Origin of the sequence: Nitrosomonas communis (genome assembly GCF_900114745.1) — a bacterium.
In the GTDB taxonomy this organism is placed as follows: domain Bacteria; phylum Pseudomonadota; class Gammaproteobacteria; order Burkholderiales; family Nitrosomonadaceae; genus Nitrosomonas; species Nitrosomonas communis_A.
In genome coordinates, this window is sequence record NZ_FOUB01000007.1 from 21,351 (window position 1) to 37,816 (window position 16,466).

General features: G+C 53.3%; 20 protein-coding genes. 18 read left to right on the forward strand and 2 right to left on the reverse strand.

What is annotated here, in order from left to right:
- The first annotated feature begins 6 nt into the window (after window positions 1-6).
- The 12 genes from BM122_RS04565 to BM122_RS04615 all read left to right on the forward strand — a co-directional run bounded on the left by BM122_RS04565 (window position 7) and on the right by BM122_RS04615 (window position 7,727).
- Window positions 7-225 carry a hypothetical protein gene (locus tag BM122_RS04565; RefSeq protein WP_074904079.1) on the forward strand — a complete coding sequence of 73 codons (219 nt, stop codon included), beginning with the start codon at window positions 7-9 and terminating at the stop codon, window positions 223-225.
- Window positions 222-680 carry a DUF6511 domain-containing protein gene (locus tag BM122_RS04570; RefSeq protein ID WP_074904080.1) on the forward strand — a complete coding sequence of 153 codons (459 nt, stop codon included), beginning with the start codon at window positions 222-224 and terminating at the stop codon, window positions 678-680. Before BM122_RS04565 ends, BM122_RS04570 begins: the two co-directional genes overlap by 4 nt.
- Window positions 677-874, forward strand: a complete 198-nt coding sequence (locus tag BM122_RS24000; RefSeq protein WP_218151991.1) for a hypothetical protein — start codon at window positions 677-679, stop codon at window positions 872-874. Before BM122_RS04570 ends, BM122_RS24000 begins: the two co-directional genes overlap by 4 nt.
- Window positions 875-1,414, forward strand: coding sequence for a PD-(D/E)XK nuclease family protein (locus tag BM122_RS04575; RefSeq protein WP_218151992.1), 540 nt, complete (start codon window positions 875-877; stop codon window positions 1,412-1,414).
- Window positions 1,411-1,674, forward strand: coding sequence for a hypothetical protein (locus tag BM122_RS04580; protein WP_074904081.1), 264 nt, complete (start codon window positions 1,411-1,413; stop codon window positions 1,672-1,674). The genes BM122_RS04575 and BM122_RS04580 overlap by 4 nt, the downstream gene beginning before the upstream one ends.
- Entirely contained in the window at window positions 1,671-3,965 is a 2,295-nt protein-coding gene (locus BM122_RS04585; RefSeq protein WP_074904083.1) for a phage/plasmid primase, P4 family, read from the forward strand. The genes BM122_RS04580 and BM122_RS04585 overlap by 4 nt, the downstream gene beginning before the upstream one ends.
- Before the next feature lie 138 nt (window positions 3,966-4,103).
- A complete protein-coding gene (locus tag BM122_RS04590) occupies window positions 4,104-4,571 on the forward strand; it encodes a crossover junction endodeoxyribonuclease RuvC (protein WP_074904084.1) in 468 nt (155 codons plus the stop codon).
- The gene (locus tag BM122_RS04595) at window positions 4,568-5,113 is read left to right on the forward strand and encodes an antA/AntB antirepressor family protein (RefSeq protein WP_074904086.1); all 546 of its coding nucleotides are present in this window, start codon (window positions 4,568-4,570) and stop codon (window positions 5,111-5,113) included. Before BM122_RS04590 ends, BM122_RS04595 begins: the two co-directional genes overlap by 4 nt.
- Window positions 5,110-5,319, forward strand: coding sequence for a hypothetical protein (locus BM122_RS04600; protein ID WP_074904087.1), 210 nt, complete (start codon window positions 5,110-5,112; stop codon window positions 5,317-5,319). Before BM122_RS04595 ends, BM122_RS04600 begins: the two co-directional genes overlap by 4 nt.
- A complete protein-coding gene (locus BM122_RS04605) occupies window positions 5,312-5,743 on the forward strand; it encodes a DUF6362 family protein (RefSeq protein ID WP_074904089.1) in 432 nt (143 codons plus the stop codon). Before BM122_RS04600 ends, BM122_RS04605 begins: the two co-directional genes overlap by 8 nt.
- 331 nt (window positions 5,744-6,074) lie before the next feature.
- Complete coding sequence (locus BM122_RS04610; RefSeq protein WP_074904204.1) at window positions 6,075-7,325, forward strand: site-specific DNA-methyltransferase; 1,251 nt, start codon at window positions 6,075-6,077, stop codon at window positions 7,323-7,325.
- A gap of 123 nt (window positions 7,326-7,448) precedes the next feature.
- The gene (locus BM122_RS04615; RefSeq protein WP_074904091.1) at window positions 7,449-7,727 is read left to right on the forward strand and encodes an HU family DNA-binding protein; all 279 of its coding nucleotides are present in this window, start codon (window positions 7,449-7,451) and stop codon (window positions 7,725-7,727) included.
- 57 nt (window positions 7,728-7,784) lie between these two features.
- Here the strand turns inward: BM122_RS04615 and BM122_RS04620 are convergent, their stop codons facing one another.
- A complete protein-coding gene (locus BM122_RS04620; RefSeq protein WP_074904092.1) occupies window positions 7,785-8,270 on the reverse strand; it encodes a DUF3489 domain-containing protein in 486 nt (161 codons plus the stop codon).
- A 12-nt stretch (window positions 8,271-8,282) separates the two neighbouring features.
- Entirely contained in the window at window positions 8,283-8,480 is a 198-nt protein-coding gene (locus BM122_RS04625; protein WP_074904094.1) for a hypothetical protein, read from the reverse strand.
- Between the two features lie 97 nt (window positions 8,481-8,577).
- Here BM122_RS04625 and BM122_RS04630 point away from each other — a divergent pair, with 97 nt between their 5' ends.
- The 6 genes from BM122_RS04630 (at window position 8,578) to BM122_RS04655 (ending at window position 16,460) form a co-directional block, all read left to right on the forward strand.
- Window positions 8,578-9,096 (forward strand): elements of external origin, encoded by a 519-nt coding sequence (locus BM122_RS04630; protein ID WP_256211876.1) that lies wholly within the window; start codon window positions 8,578-8,580, stop codon window positions 9,094-9,096.
- Complete coding sequence (locus tag BM122_RS04635) at window positions 9,096-11,060, forward strand: phage terminase large subunit family protein (protein ID WP_074904095.1); 1,965 nt, start codon at window positions 9,096-9,098, stop codon at window positions 11,058-11,060. The genes BM122_RS04630 and BM122_RS04635 overlap by 1 nt, the downstream gene beginning before the upstream one ends.
- 37 nt (window positions 11,061-11,097) lie before the next feature.
- Window positions 11,098-11,295 (forward strand): phage head-tail joining protein, encoded by a 198-nt coding sequence (locus BM122_RS04640; protein WP_074904096.1) that lies wholly within the window; start codon window positions 11,098-11,100, stop codon window positions 11,293-11,295.
- Window positions 11,295-12,749, forward strand: coding sequence for a phage portal protein (locus BM122_RS04645; protein WP_074904097.1), 1,455 nt, complete (start codon window positions 11,295-11,297; stop codon window positions 12,747-12,749). The genes BM122_RS04640 and BM122_RS04645 overlap by 1 nt, the downstream gene beginning before the upstream one ends.
- A 473-nt stretch (window positions 12,750-13,222) precedes the next feature.
- Window positions 13,223-15,061, forward strand: coding sequence for a group II intron reverse transcriptase/maturase (ltrA, locus tag BM122_RS04650; RefSeq protein WP_256211877.1), 1,839 nt, complete (start codon window positions 13,223-13,225; stop codon window positions 15,059-15,061).
- Between the two features lie 142 nt (window positions 15,062-15,203).
- Complete coding sequence (locus BM122_RS04655; RefSeq protein ID WP_074904098.1) at window positions 15,204-16,460, forward strand: S49 family peptidase; 1,257 nt, start codon at window positions 15,204-15,206, stop codon at window positions 16,458-16,460.
- Window positions 16,461-16,466: the final 6 nt, after the last annotated feature.

Below are 16,466 nucleotides of genomic sequence, written 5' to 3' on the forward strand. Positions count from 1 at the left end.
ACCACTATGAATACAAAGACTCTCACTCTTAGCCACTACGGGGTGGTGCGCTTTGGCGATCTTGAGTGCGAAGCAGATCAGGGTGGCCGATTCGCCCGTTTTCTGGCTAATCTTGCACCTAACTCATTGTCTCAACTAGAGAATACTCATGAGCCGATTTTGTTGCCATCGGATCGGCAAGCACAGTTCTTTCCGGCCGGAATCATTGTCGAGGAGGTGGCGTGAAATGCTGGATTTGCAAACGACAAGCTCGCGGCTACAGACATACCGATGGACGCTACCTTACCGCCGATCCCCGGCGCTATCCGATCGACTGGGCATTTTGCAGTCGTCGCTGCCAGGATATCTTCCACAAACTGTATGTCAACTGGGCCGATGCTACCAAGTTTGGCAAGGAGGTCGTGATGATTGATGCCTCTGATATGGAAATTGCTGCTATGAGGCAATGCCTCAAGGCCTTCGGTCAAGCAGCGGAAACCATCGGTTTTGATAAGCCCCTCGGGGCTTATTCGCAAGATGAGGCGTTGCAGGTGATCGATGCCATCGTTAGTTGCTATACCGATGCGATGACCGATGCACATGAGGCTGCCAAGTTTCCACCGATGAAAGGGTTATCCAAGCCGATCAGTGATCCTTTTGCTGATCTACAAAATGATCTGCCATGGGAGGAGCAAGCATGATGGATTTCAATTCCACTTCGAGTATCTCTGGGCAAGTTACAGCACTGATCAATGCAGGCATGCAAGGCAAACATGCTCAGCAAGCTGCACGACAGTATCTGGGCGCATCGCGTCTAGGGATTGCTTGTGAACGTGCGCTGCAATACGAATATGCGCAAGCACCGGTCGACTATGGTCGGGAAATCCCAGGCTAGATGCTGCGCATTTTCGAGCGTGGTCATGTCATGGAAGAGTGCATGGTGCAGTGGTTGTGCACTGCGGGCTTTGACCTGCGCACCCGCAAACCCAACGGTGAGCAGTTTGGTTTCTCGGTGGTTGATGGCCGCTTGCAAGGCCATATCGATGGCGTGATCGTGAATGGCCCCGAGGGCTTTGCCTACCCCGCGCTTTGGGAGAATAAGTGCTTGGGCAGCAAATCCTGGCGTGAGCTGGAGAAGAATCAACTCGCCGTTGCAAAGCCGGTCTATGCCGCGCAAGTCGCACTCTATCAAGCCTATCTTGAGTTGCATGAGCACCCTGCCCTGTTTACGGCGCTCAATGCCGACACGATGGAGATCTATTCCGAACTTGTGCCGTTTGACGCGAGCCTCGCGCAGCGCATGTCCGATCGAGCGGTCAAGGTGATCAGTGCAACGGAAGCAGATGAACTGTTACCACGATCATTTAATGATTCAACCCACTTTGAATGCCGCATGTGCTCTTGGCAAGACCGATGCTGGAGGACTTTAACATGAATGACTATTTCACCCCAACCCAATCAGATGTCATCGGTGAAACGATGATCGATGCCAAACAAGCTGCTGCCGCTTTACGGCTACCGTATTACTGGTTCGCCGATCACAGTATGCGCGCCAAGTACCGGATTCCTCATTACCTCATGGGGGGCCTGGTTCGCTACCGTCTATCTGAACTCTCAGTTTGGGCTGCGCGTAACCAATCTGTCCAGCAGCGTGAACAGCGAGAAGTTGAACAATTCTTGGAGGAGGACAAATGATCGATTTTAACGAAACAACTCTTCCCATCGAAGCGCTAAACGCTGAGCGCGATGAAATTCGCGCGGAGTTGCTAGGCCAGCTGGAATCGGTGTTATGGGCAATGTTTCCCGCTGGCAAGAAACGCCGGGGAAGATTCTTGACTGGTGATGTGCTGGGCAGCCCTGGCGACAGCCTGGAAGTCGTGCTCGAAGGCGAGAAGGTCGGCTTGTGGACAGACCGTGCCACGGGTGATGGTGGTGATATCTTCGATCTGATCGCAGCACATCTGGGAGTCAACATCATCACTGATTTTCCTCGCGTATTAGCACAGGCAAGTGATCTACTCGGGCATGCTCGTTCAGTGCCATTGCGCAAAGACAAAAAAGAGCCACCCACTGACGAACTGGGTCCAGCCACCGCCAAGTGGGATTATCTGGACGCCAATGGCAAACTGATCGCGGTCGTTTATCGTTACGATCCACCTGGAAGAAAGAAGGAATTCCGTCCTTGGGATGCGAGACGACGCAAGAATGCGCCACCTGAGCCACGTCCACTTTACAATCAGCCAGGCATTCTTGAAGCTGAACAAGTCATTCTGGTCGAAGGTGAGAAATGTGCACAAGCATTAATCGATATTGGCATAGCCGCGACCACTGCAATGCATGGTGCCAATGCACCGGTGGACAAGACCGATTGGTCGCCGCTTGCAGGCAAAGCAGTCTTGATTTGGCCAGATAACGATAAACCCGGCTGGAATTATGCTGACCGAGCCGCTCAAGCGATCTTGCAAGCCGGTGCGCTGTCAGTTGCCATTCTACTGCCACCTGATGATCGCTCCGATGGCTGGGATGCAGCTGATGCAATCGCCGATGGATTCAATATCGAAGATTTTATCACCCACGGTCCGCGTATCGCCGTGCAGTCCCCTGAAGAAGAAAATGGTGGCAGTCCCTACCAGAAGGATATCGGCAGAAGTGAAACCTCTGTCTGGGGTACTGAAGATGCCTTGGCATTGAATTTTACCCGGCGCTACCAACTCGATTGGCGCTATGTCGCAGCTTGGGGCAAGTGGCTGATGTGGGACGGTCAGCGCTGGCGCACAGAAGAAACATTGGCAGCCAGTAATCTAATCCGTCATGTTTGTCGCCACGCAGCCGTTCAAGCCAACAGCATCAAGGTTGCTGCAAAGCTTGCTGCCAGCAGTACGGTAGGCGGTGTCGAACGGCTGGCCCGCACGGATCGCAAGCACGCTGCGACTACCGATGAGTGGGATGCTGATATCTGGTTGCTCAACACGCCAGGGGGCATCATCGATTTGCACACCGGCCGGATGCGCGTGCATGATCGCCGTGATCGCATGACCAAGGTCGCAGCGGCTACCCCGCGCGGCAAGTGCCCGATCTGGCTGAATTTCATCGCACAGGTGACCCAGGGTGACCAACAATACGCTGCCTATCTGCAGCGCTTTGCCGGCTATTGTCTGACCGGCAGCACGCAAGAGCACGCGCTGTTCTTCCTGTACGGCACCGGCGCCAACGGCAAATCAGTGTTCGTCAATACGCTCTTCACGCTGTTGGGTGACTACGCGGCCAATGCACCGATGGACACTTTTATGGAGGCACGAGGCGATCGGCATCCAACCGATCTGGCAGGTCTGCGTGGCGCACGCTTTGTTGGGGCTACCGAGACTGAACAGGGACGCCGCTGGAATGAATCCAAGATCAAAGAAATCACCGGCGGTGATCGGGTATCCGCACGTTTCATGCGCCAGGATTTCTTCACTTACGTGCCACAGTTCAAGTTGGTGATCGCCGGCAATCACAAGCCAGCGATCCGCAACATCGATGAGGCAATGCGCCGGCGACTGCATCTTATTCCATTCACGATCACCGTACCACCTGAAAAGCGCGATAAGCAGCTACAGGAAAAACTGCTCGTGGAACGCGACGGCATTCTCGCCTGGGCACTGGAAGGATGTCTGGCATGGCAGCAAAACGGTCTGACACCGCCCCAATGCGTAGTAGATGCTACGGACGAGTACTTCGACGAGGAAGACACCATCGGCGAATTTCTCGAGGAAGAGTGTCAACAGCATTCACAAGCCAGGGTAGCCATAGCTGATGTATTCGAGCGCTGGCGACAGCGTGCGGAAAAACGCAGTGAATACATCGGCACCAGTCGCTGGTTGGTGCAACAGTTGCTTAGGCGTGGTTTTCATCGGGCCCGCACGGCCACTGGCGCTAAGGCACTGATGGGATTATCGCTCAAACCTAGGGATTCCAGTAACCGTTTGCCTTATTGCGATGACTGAGCTGAGACTTTATAAAAGTATTTGATTTTTAAGATATTTGACTAATGCTGACTGAGCCATGGATTTACCCCTTACGCGCGGGCGTGAAAGAAGTTATCCATGGGACAGTCAGATTCAGTCAAGAAGGAGATTTTGATCATGACAGCAGCACTTCTCGCCCTTGATTTGGGCACTCACACTGGCTGGGCATTAGCCAGCCGCGACGGCATCATCACGAGCGGCACCGAGCAGTTCAAACCGCAACGTTTCGAAGGAGGCGGCATGCGCTACCTCCGGTTCAAGCGTTGGCTGACAGAACTCAAGGGATGCCACGATGGCATCGACGCTGTGTTCATGGAAGAGGTACGACGACATGTAGGGGTGGACGCCGCACACGCCTATGGCGGTTTCTTGGCAACACTCACGGCGTGGTGTGAGCATCACAACATTCCATATCAAGGTGTGCCGGTGGGTACGATCAAGAAGCATGTTACGGGCAAGGGCAATGCATGCAAGGACGAGATGATTTCTTCCATCCGTAAACTTGGTCACACCCCTGTTGATGATAACGAAGCCGATGCACTGTCACTGCTGTATTGGGCTTTGGAACATGGAGATATCAAATGAACACTACCACATTGATCCCTGTGATCTCTGGAGCGATAAATGGTGAAACCGTGCAATTAGTCGATGCCAGGTTGCTACATCAATACCTTGAAGTTAGGCGAGATTTCTCAAACTGGATCAAGGGACGTATCGATGAATACGGCTTTGCTAAGGATGAAGATTTTCTCGTACTTGATTCGCCAAATTCGGCGAATCAAAAATCACATGGGGGCGATCGCCGCAGCAAGGATTACTTGCTGACACTCGACATGGCAAAAGAACTAGCGATGGTCGAGCGCACGCCTCGGGGACGGCAGGTGCGACGTTACTTCATCGAATGCGAACAACAATTGCGGCAGATGAAACAGAAGACCCTATCCATGACGCGTCCAAGCGCCTCTATCAGACTCACACGTGCTGAACGGCAGGCGATCAATCGTCAAGCATGGGCTGAAGTGACAAAGGACGCACAGGCCGCTTTTAACGCCAAGCGTGAAGCTTTGATTCGCCAGATGGAACAAAGATCAGATTGTGCGCTAACTGATAAGGGAGATGTGATATGAAGCTTACACAACAACACTATCGCTGCCCCCTCGGTCGTCTACAACCACAAGTGACTGACCTGGAAGCAATCAAGCAAAACGGCTGGCGTGAGCAGCACATCCTCGTGGTGTCAGCAGATGACGATCGCCTCGACTGGATGGAACGCGAATTGCTCAAGCGCATTGGCGAGCGCTTGTACGGTGAGAAAGGAGCACGTCATGGTTAAATGGACAGCTGAGCTCGTTGCAGAACGTTTCTCGGAGGCAGTTCAAACAGCAGATCGTCTTCCGCCGGTACGCGTTCAAGGTTACTTCAACTGCTGGCCAGACATTCAACGCATGGCGTGGGAGAAGCTGGGTGCTGAGCCGCGGGTGTACCGCTTCCCACCCGAGCCAGCTGCGATCGACCGCATGCATGAAACTATGCGCTGGGTGCAGTGGCTGGAGATAGAGCAACGGCACTTGGTGTGGATGCGCGCCAAGCGCTATAGCTGGCGAGACATCACGATCCACTTTGCTTGCGACCGTACCACGGCATGGCGACGCTGGCAGAAAGCCTTGGAGGTCGTTGCAACTCGACTTAATCAGGAATGCTTGTCAGGTTCTGCTGTAGCTTCTTCTACCATCTCACGCGGAAACAGTACGACATGAGGAGGTTTCAGCTTGTTCTTAAAACTTCCAAATTCCTGGGTCATGGGGAGTAATGTTTGCCGCGTTTGTCCCTGTTTTACTGCATTTGTCCTTTCGGTAAGCAATTGATTGTGCAACAAAAAGGAAGAAATCATGTATTATTTCACCTATCTTCTGAACAGAAACACAATCAACAAGCCCTTAGGGGATTTGATGGGTCCTTCCTGCCCAGGATGGCATGCGGGGGGCGCGCGCCCGACATCGCGCTAGCGACAGAGCAAAAAATCAGGTTACCAGAGTTACCAGTTACCACCCCATACCAACCCGTCCACGTGACGGGTTTTTTATTGCCATGCAAAACCTACACATCGAATACCGCCCAATCGAATCGCTCGTGCCTTATATCAATAACGCCCGTACCCATTCCGATGAACAGGTCGCGCAAATTGCCGCGTCGATGATAGAATTTGGTTGGACATCACCACTCCTGGTCGACGGTCACAACGGTCTCATCGCCGGCCACGGCAGACTGCTCGCTGCACGTAAACTCGGCATGGATACTGTGCCAGTGATCGAACTGGCTCACCTCTCCCCTACTCAGAAGCGCGCATACATTCTGGCGGACAATCGCCTAGCCGAGAATGCTGGTTGGAATAAAGAACTACTGACCTTGGAGGTTGCTGATCTCAATTCAACCGGATTCGATCTGGATCTGCTGGGTTTCAGTAGTGATGAGCTTGATGAGCTACTGTCTCCAGAAGATCAGACAGGCCTGACCGATGAGAATGCGGTACCTGAGCCTACCGAGCATCCTGTATCCCGCATGGGCGATGTGTGGCTGATGGGAAACCACCGCCTGCTCTGTGGCGATGCAACTGACGCCGAGAATTACCAACTGCTGCTTGGGAACGAGTTGGCAGACATGACCTTTTGCGATCCACCTTATGGGGTCAATTATGCCAACAGCGCAAAAGACAAACTGCGCGGCAAACATCGCCCGATTTTGAATGACAATCTCGGTGGTGAGTTTAAACCTTTTCTCGAAGCCGCTTGCAGTAACATACTCTCGGTTACCAAGGGGGCGGTTTACATCGCCATGAGTTCGTCAGAGCTCGACACGCTGCAAGCCGCTTTCCGGTCCGCGGGTGGCAAGTGGTCGACTTTCATCATCTGGGCCAAGAACACTTTTACGCTCGGTCGTTCTGACTACCAGCGCCAATATGAACCTATCCTGTACGGCTGGCGCGAAGGTGCTGACCATTTCTGGTGCGGCGCACGCGATCAAGGAGACGTATGGCACATCAACAAGCCGACCAAGAACGATCTGCATCCCACCATGAAGCCAGTGGAACTGGTGGAACGCGCCATCGTCAATTCGAGCAAAAGTCGCGACATCGTGCTCGATCCGTTTGGTGGTTCAGGAACAACGCTGATCGCCGCTGAGAAATCGGGACGTCAGGCACGGCTGATGGAACTCGATCCGAAGTATGTGGATGTGATTGTGAGACGCTGGGAGTCGTTTACGGGCAAACAAGCCATCCTGGCTGGATGCGAACAAACATTTGCTGAAGTGGCTTCGGAGCGTCAAGAGATATCAGCGTAAATTAAAAGCCAAGACTGAAGATCAGGCATGCAACAATTAAGAGTGTGGGTAACACCGTGATGTGACAACAAAGTCTAAACGGTTATACTGCAAGCTTCTCAACCAACAGGAGTATCTCAAGCGATGAACAAGACCGAACTGATTGAGCAGATTGCTAAACGCGCCAACTTAACCAAAGCAGATGCGGGCCGTGCCTTGAACGCCGCACTTGATACCATCATTGAAACCGTGAGAGAGGGGGGTAATGTGGCTTTACCTGGTTTTGGTTCGTTCAAAACAGCTCAACGCGCTGCCCGAGAGGGCAAGAACCCCAGGACAGGCGAGAAACTCTCGATCGCTGCGACAACCGTGCCGAGATTCGCTGCCGGTGCAACCTTCAAGAGCGCGGTTGCCAAAAAATAGCCGAGTTAAAACCAAAATCTACACGGAGCGGCATCTGCCGCTCTTGGCATGGGTCACTTACGTTATGCGATATACTCGCTCACTTGCCTCTGCTTTTTCAGAGGTGATAGTCAGTCCGAGCTTTTTCTTTAGCGTCCCAGCTAGAGCCCCTCTCACCGTGTGCGCTTGCCATCCTGTCATCTCACAAAGCTGATCGATGGTTGTGCCTTCAGGACGCTTAAGCATGGCAATCATCTGTGCTCGCTTGCTATTGTCGCGCGAGCGAGGTTTATGGGGTTGAGTGGCTTTTGTTTCTTTAACCGAATCCGATGCTGCAGGGGTAAACGATGCTCGACGCGGCAATCCCAAGGCTTGATAGCCTTGTTCTGAAACAAACCAATCAGTTTTATCAATGGTAATCAAACCGCGGTTAAACATGCTCTCGATCACTTTCGATCTAGCTCCACCCTTGAGGTTATCGGGAAACCAGATCAGTTTGCCGTCCGTATGTGCGGCAGCATGGCTAATAATTTGTTGTTGTGCGGGACTCAGCTTGATGGTCATGTAGCTTTCTCCTTAAACATTATGAATCTTTGCAGCCTGCTCGAAGCCAACCCAGGCACCGTTCTGATCCAGGCCACGTGAGGCTAATTCTTCGCGTGCCAGGCGGTTCAGATCCAATTCACCGCGTGCCGCCGCAACGAGCACCTTGGTCAATGCAGTCTGGATAAAACCAATTTCATCGATCGTATAACCGTTGGTGGTGTAGCTCATTTTTTCTCCTGCTATTTATTAATGACGGTGCTATGAACGCTTCACTTGAGCAAAAAGACAAGCAGAACATGCACTTTCTTCAATCAAATGATTGATTATGATCATGGGGTTATCGATTCGCGCCTACGCTCGTCATCGCGGTGTTTCCCATGTTGCCGTGATCAAAGCAGTCGAAGCTGGACGGATTACGCAACAAGCCGATGGCACTATTAATCCTGAGCAGGCAGACCGAGAGTGGGAGCAGAACACCGCCTCTCCACGCAAGAAGAATTTCATGCAAAATCACACAGCCGCAGAGTCGATTTCCTCAACGAGTTCTGCTAATGGCACCTCGCTATTGCAAGCGCGCACGGTCAATGAAGTGGTCAAAGCGCAGACGAACAAAGTACGCCTCGCCCAACTCAAGGGCGAACTCGTCGATCGACCACAGGCCATTGCGCATGTATTCCAGCTGGCTCGTACGGAGCGCGATGCTTGGCTCAATTGGCCCGCGCGCATCTCGGCGCAACTCGCCGCCAAACTCGACGTCGATCCGCATGCGATGCACGTCGCGTTGGAAGCCGCCGTGCGTGAGCATCTACAGGAACTCGGTGAACTGCGCCCCAGGATAGATTGATGCAGATTGAGAATTACGAAGGGGCTCTCGAGATCGAGCGCGCCTGGCGCGAGGGTTTAACGCCTGATCCGTTACTTACGGTATCTGAATGGGCTGATCGCCATCGGATACTGTCGAGCAAAGCATCGGCTGAACCGGGGCGTTGGCGCACCAGCCGCACGCCTTATTTGAAAGCGATCATGGATTGCCTGTCGCCGATGTCACCGATCGAGCGCGTGGTGTTCATGAAGGCGGCTCAGCTCGGAGCGACCGAAATGGGCAATAACTGGATAGGCTACGTGATCCATCACGCTCCAGGCCCGATGATGGCAGTGTCACCCACCGTGGAAATGGCCAAGCGCAACTCCAAACAGCGCATCGACCCATTGATCGAAGAATCTCCCGCGCTAGCTGAGCTGATCGCACCCGCCAGGAGCCGCGATGCAGGCAACACGATACTAGCCAAGGAATTTCGCGGCGGAGTATTGGTGATGACCGGCGCCAACAGCGCAGTGGGTTTGCGCTCGATGCCGGTGCGCTACCTATTTCTCGATGAGGTGGATGGTTATCCGCTGGATGTCGAGGGCGAAGGTGATGCCATCTCGCTGGCAGAAGCACGCACCCGCACCTTTGCCCGTCGCAAGATCTTCATCGTGTCAACGCCAACCATATCGGGGGCGAGCGCCATCGAGCGCGAGTATGAAGCGAGTGATCAGCGTCGCTACTTCGTGCCCTGCCCGCATTGCTCACACCGTCAATGGTTGCGTTTCGAACAATTGCGCTGGCAGAAAAGCCAACCAGAAACGGTAGCTTACGTTTGCGAATCTTGTGCCCAACCAATTGCTGAGCATCATAAGACCTGGATGCTGGAATGCGGTGAGTGGCGCGCCATGGCATCAGAAAATGGAAGCAAGACCGCTGGTTTTCATCTGTCCAGTCTCTATAGTCCCATCGGCTGGCGTAGCTGGCGGGATATCGCCGCTGCCTGGGAAGGCGCCATCAACAAGGAATCTGGCTCGGCTTCCGCCATCAAGACTTTCAAGAACACCGAACTGGGTGAGACCTGGTTAGAAGAAGGCGAAGCGCCTGATTGGCAACAGCTACTTGAGCGGCGTGAGGATTACCAGATTGGCATGATCCCTCTAAGTGGCCTGCTCCTCACCGGTGGCGCCGATATTCAAAAAGACCGCATCGAAGTTTCGATCTGGGCCTTTGGCCGTGGCAAGGAATCCTGGCTGATCGAACATCGTGTACTGATGGGCGACACCGCACGCGATAGCGTGTGGCAAAGCTTGGCGCACATGATCATGGAGACATGGACGCATGAATCGGGTGCTGCTATGCCGCTTGCACGTTTTGCCATCGATACCGGTTTTGCCACGCAGGAGGCTTATGCTTTTGTGCGCTCGGTTAAAGACTCCAGAATCATGGCGGTCAAGGGAATAGCACGTGGCGCGGCGCTAGTGGGTACACCTACAGCCGTGGATGCTACCACCCGTGGCAAGAAGCTGCGCCGTGGGGTGAAAGTATTTTCAGTAGCAGGTGGCATCGCCAAGCAGGAGCTTTACAACAATTTACGCAAGCACATCGACACCAACGAGGATGGGGTCATTAACTACCCGGCTGGTTTCATGCATCTGCCCAAGGTGGATGCCGAATTCGTGCAGCAACTATGTGCCGAGCAACTCGTCACCAGACGCAACCGCCATGGTTTCGCCATTCGCGAATGGCAGAAGATCCGCGAACGCAATGAAGCGCTCGACTGCTATGTGTATGCCCGGGCAGCAGCAAGTCTGGCAGGACTAGACCGATTCGAAGAACGCCATTGGCGCGAACTGGAAAAGCAGCTTGGTATTTTTGAACCGCCATCCGCACCACAACCGATGACTATCAACCATCACAACGACACTACAGCCAGTGAACCCACCGCTTCCATAGAAACAAAACGAAGCAGGCGGTTGATTCGTAGCCGCTGGATGACATAAGGCACAACGCAATTTTACTCCAAAGTTATAACCATTCATGGCCTACACCCAAGATCAACTGACTGCTCTGGAAATAGCGCTGGCACGCGGTGAACATCGCGTCACGTTTGCCGACAAAACAGTGGAATATCGCTCGGTGGAGGACCTCAAAGCAGCAATCCGCGAAGTCAAGCGTGGATTGAAGATTACAAACTCACCCCGTCAAATTCGCGTAACCAGCAACAAAGGGTTCTGATGAGTTTTTTCTCTACTATTCGCCGCCGCTTGTTCGGAACCAACGGCGCACCTATCTATGATGGCGTGGGCTCAGGCCGCCGCAGCCTTGCCTGGATGCCGGTCAATCTGGGTGCAGTCAGTGCTCTGGCCTATGCGCAAGATGATCTGCGCGCCAAGAGCCGGGATCTGGTACGACGTAATGCGTGGGCCGCTGCAGGTGTGGAAGCTTTCGTAGCCAATGCCATCGGTACCGGTATCAAGCCCCAGTCGATGGTTAAAGACCAGGCGATACGCGAAACGATTCATGCGCTGTGGTGGGATTGGGTCGAGGAGGCCGATGCGGCCGGACTCACCGATTTCTATGGCTTACAATCACTCAGCGTCAGGGCCATGTTGGAAGGCGGTGAAGCGTTCATCCGGATTCGGCTGCGTCGACCCGAAGATGATCTCAGCGTGCCGCTGCAATTGCAGGTATTGGAACCCGAACATGTGCCCATCACTTATAACACGGTAGCCAGCAATGGTAACAGTATCCGCTGTGGTATCGAATTCGACAGCCTCGGGCGACGTGTGGCGTATTGGATGTATCGCTCGCATCCGGACGATGCGCTGCTGGCTCCTATGAGTGGTGCAGGTGGGAGTCTCATTCCGGTGCGGATACCCGCCACAGAGGTCATTCATCTGTTTCGCCCCTTGCGACCCGGTCAGATTCGCGGTGAGCCGTGGCTCGCACGTGCGCTGATCAAATTGCATGAACTCGACCAGTACGATGATGCCGAACTCGTGCGTAAAAAGACCGCTGCCATGTTCGCAGGCTTCATAACCCGCTTGAGTCCAGAAGATAATCTGATGGGCGAAGGTATGACCGATGCCAATGGAGTAGCACTGGCAGGATTAGAGCCTGGCACCTTGCAGATTCTCGAACCCGGCGAAGACATCAAGTTCAGCCAACCTGCTGACGTAGGTTCAAGTTACTCGGAATTCATGCGCCAGCAATTTAGAGCGGTGGCTGCTGCCATGGGGATCACTTACGAGATGCTCACCGGTGATCTGACGCAAGTGAATTATTCCAGCATTCGTGCAGGCCTTTTGGAATTTCGCCGTCGTTGTGAGGCGATCCAACACAGCGTGATTGTGCATCAGCTTTGTCGCCCAGTCTTTCGCGTCTGGATGGAACAGGCGGTCTTGGCAGGTGCGCTGATTCTACCCAGCTATGCAACTCGCCGCCGTGCCTATCAATCGGTCAAGTGGATTCCACAGGGCTGGCAATGGGTCGATCCGTTAAAGGAAACCGAAGCCATGAAATCAGCGATTCGCTCTGGTCTCATGAGTCGCTCTGAGGCGATTTCCGCCAATGGCTATGACGCCGAAGACGTCGATCGAGAGATTGCAGCAGATAACGAGCGGGCAGACAGTCTGGGGCTCATTTTCGATTCAGATCCCCGCGTGCGACGTGAAAAGTCGCGCAAGTAATTGTTGTACTTGATGAAAAAAAAAAGATACAACCGGTTGTGCCCTCAACCGTAACCTACCGACACAGGCGAAACTGGTAACGGTTTGGTCTGAAGCTGTCGGAACAATGTAATCCTCTTCCTTCGGGAAGTAAGGTGAAATCGCGAGATAGAACCGAAGCTGTCAGCACAAAGACGACGGGATGCTAGGTTGGATGATATGGTCAACACAAGTGAACTACCGATAAACCTCGTTACAGAAGAACGAGCCAAAAGTGCTGATAGGCTCGAACCAAAAGGTATGCAGTCGGTTATTCGGTTACGGGTTCCGAATACAGGGACAAATGACTGTCGGGGAAGAGGTGGGACCTAAACCATTCTTTGTTATTTGCGTGGAACACGGCAAGCCTATATCGCTGCTTGATGATGGATGCAAGCAGATTGACCGCAAGGGAAATTGATGGCGATGTAGGTAGAGGAGGCAGGAAAAAGCAAATGCTGCGCTGTAATGGCGCAGATAGAGATTGCAACATCATCTCGCGCGAAAGCGAGCCCACTTCCTGCTGGTCTTTCTTGGTGAGAAAATTTGTAGAACCTTTTAAGGATGAAAAGCAAATGAATGCGGCGTCTGCCGTGTGTGCATCACCCGACATTGATTCACTTTGGCACCGCATTGACTGGGCCGAAGCGCATCGTTACGTCAGAAGGCTGCAAGTGCGTATTGCCAAGGCAACACAGGAAGGCCGCTGGGGCAAGGTGAAAGCCTTGCAATGGCTGCTGACCCACTCGTTCTACGGCAAAGCAATAGCCGTCAAACGAGTGACTGAAAACGATGGCAAGCGAACGCCCGGTGTGGATGGTGAGCTGTGGCCTAGGCCGCAGAACAAAGCCCGCGCTGTGCAATCGCTCAAACGTCGAGGGTATCGAGCGCAACCCCTGCGCCGTGTCTATATTCCTAAAACGAACGGAAAACAGCGCCCGCTGGGTATCCCAACGATGAAAGACCGTGCTATGCAAGCGCTTTATGCGCTGGCACTAGATCCCATCGCGGAAACCAAGGCAGATGTCAACTCCTACGGCTTTCGCCTTGAACGTTGTACCGCTGATGCGATTGAGCAATGCTTTACGGCACTGTCCAAACGCTGGGCGGCACAATGGATTCTGGAGGCGGATATCCGTGCCTGCTTTGATCACATTAGCCACGAATGGCTGCTGCAAAACATCCCAACCGATAGCGGGATGCTCAAACAGTGGCTCAAGACAGGCTACGTGGATCAAAGGCAATGGTTCGCAACGGATGCAGGCACACCGCAGGGCGGGGTCATTTCGCCCATTCTGATGAACATGACCTTGGATGGCCTAGAAGAACAACTCATTGCTCGCTTCCAGACTTCCAAGTTTGGTAAGCGCAGCCAGTACGTGGCGGACAAATACCAAGTCAACTTCTGCCGTTATGCTGATGACTTCATCATTACCGGTAAATCCCAGGAAATACTCGAACATGAAGTGCTGCCTTTGGTGCAAGATTTCCTGCGCCAACGCGGTTTGGAACTCTCTTCGGAGAAAACCCGCATCATGCATATCGACGAGGGTTTTGACTTTCTTGGTCAAAACGTCCGCAAGTACAAAGGCAAGTTGCTGATCAAACCATCACGCAAGAACATTCTCGCGTTTCTGGAAGATATACGCAAAACCATCAAGAGCAACGCGCAAGCCAAGACGGAATACTTGATTGGGCTGCTCAACTCGAAAATCCGGGGCTGGGTGAACTACCACAAGACTGTCGTGGCCAAGCAGGCATTCGAATGGATAGATATGCAAATCTTCCATGCATTATGGCGATGGGCAGTGCGTCGTCACCCCGCAAAAGGGAAACGATGGATAAGACAACGTTACTTCAAGTGTATTGGCCAACGCCAATGGCACTTTGCGGCGGACTTCATAAACCATCGTGGCGAGCGCAAGCAAAAGCGCCTTCTGTATGCCGCATCAACCCCCGTTGGCAAACGGCATATCAAAATACGGGGCGCAGCCAATCCGTATGACCCGCAGTATGAGCACTATTTTGAGAAGCGCAGAGGGTACCGCATGCTGGACACAAGCCGGCATACGCGGCGCTTGGTCAGATTATACGCTGAACAGGGCGGGGTTTGCCCCGTCTGTAAACAGCCCATTTATCTTGAACAAGGGTTCAATGTCCACCACATCGTACCCCGTGTGATGGGTGGTAGTGACCGTCTCTCAAACTTGATACTGCTGCATCCGAATTGCCACCGCCAAGTGCATAGCCAGAATTTGAACGTTGTGAAACCGGCTCCCCATAAGGAGCTTTGAAAGGCTTGAGCCGGATGAGATAGAAATACTCATGTCCGGTTCTTAGGGGGCGATGGTGTAGCGATGCACTGCTGCTACCCGACCATGGCAAATCGGGTGAAACGAGTTCATTTTCAGCCAATCAACCCTCGCAGGAATAACCATGCAGTTACCCCATATTGCAGCACGCCTCTACGGCACGCCACTGCTCATCAATCGTTCCAAATTGGATGTGATTCTGTCGGTGCTTGGTAGTCGCATTGGTGGATCGGATACTAATATGATCGTACCATTATCTGCTCGCCGCGATCAACCAACGGGCAGTAGTGGTGTAGCAGTCATTCCCGTACAAGGCACACTGGTCAAGCGCACGCTGGGACTGGAAGCTGCCTCGGGACTCACAAGTTACACCGAGATTCAAACCCTACTGAGTGCAGCGCTGCGCGATCCCTCTGTACGCGGCATTCTACTCGATGTCGATTCTCCAGGAGGCGAAACGGGCGGCGTATTCGAGTTGGCTGAATTTATCCGTACAGCCTCAACGATTAAGCCTATCTGGGCGATCGCTAACGATAGCGCCTTCTCCGCAGCATATGCCATTGCGTGTGCTGCATCCAGAATCATCACCACGCGTACAGGTGGCGTAGGCAGTATCGGCGTCATCGCCCTGCACGTCGATCAATCCGCAGCCGACAGTAAAAACGGTCTTCGCTACACCGCGATCACGGCAGGTGCACATAAAAGTGACTACTCGCCGCATGAGCCATTATCGAGCGAGGCACAGGCACGACTCCAGGCAGAGGTAAACCGCCTGTATGACTTGTTTGTGGCTCATGTCGCCACCATGCGTGCTGTTTCAGAAGACTCAGTGCGCGCAACCGAAGCAGGCCTCTACTTCGGCCCAGAAGCGATCCAGACAGGTCTTGCAGACAGTCTCATGAGTTTTGATGAAGTGCTCACCGAATTTAACACTTTTCTTACCCCGCAGGGCCGTTCGCGCAGTCCGGCCCGGGCGCAAACTCAGGTCGGCTGCGCAACCCATCACAAGGAATTCAACATGCCAGAAAATCATGAAGCACCTGATGAACAGACACACGAACGCGACGCAAATGTCGAAACCAATTCGACTCTTGAGGCCACCGCATCGGTTACAGATTTTCGCGAGGAAATACGCCGCGAGACGCAAGCGATCGCGGAGCTATGCCTCATCGCAGGCTGCCCGGCTAAAGCAGCTGAGTTTATCGCGCAAGGTTTGAATGAAGCTCAAGTGCGTCAATTGCTGCTCACGATGAAAGCAACCCATCAGTCAGCGGAGATTCTTTCTACCATCGACCCCGATAAGACTGCAATTCAGGAACCGGCTGCGTCTGTCCATAACCCACTGATTGCCGCAGTCAAAAAAATTTCTGTCAAGGAGTAACGCATT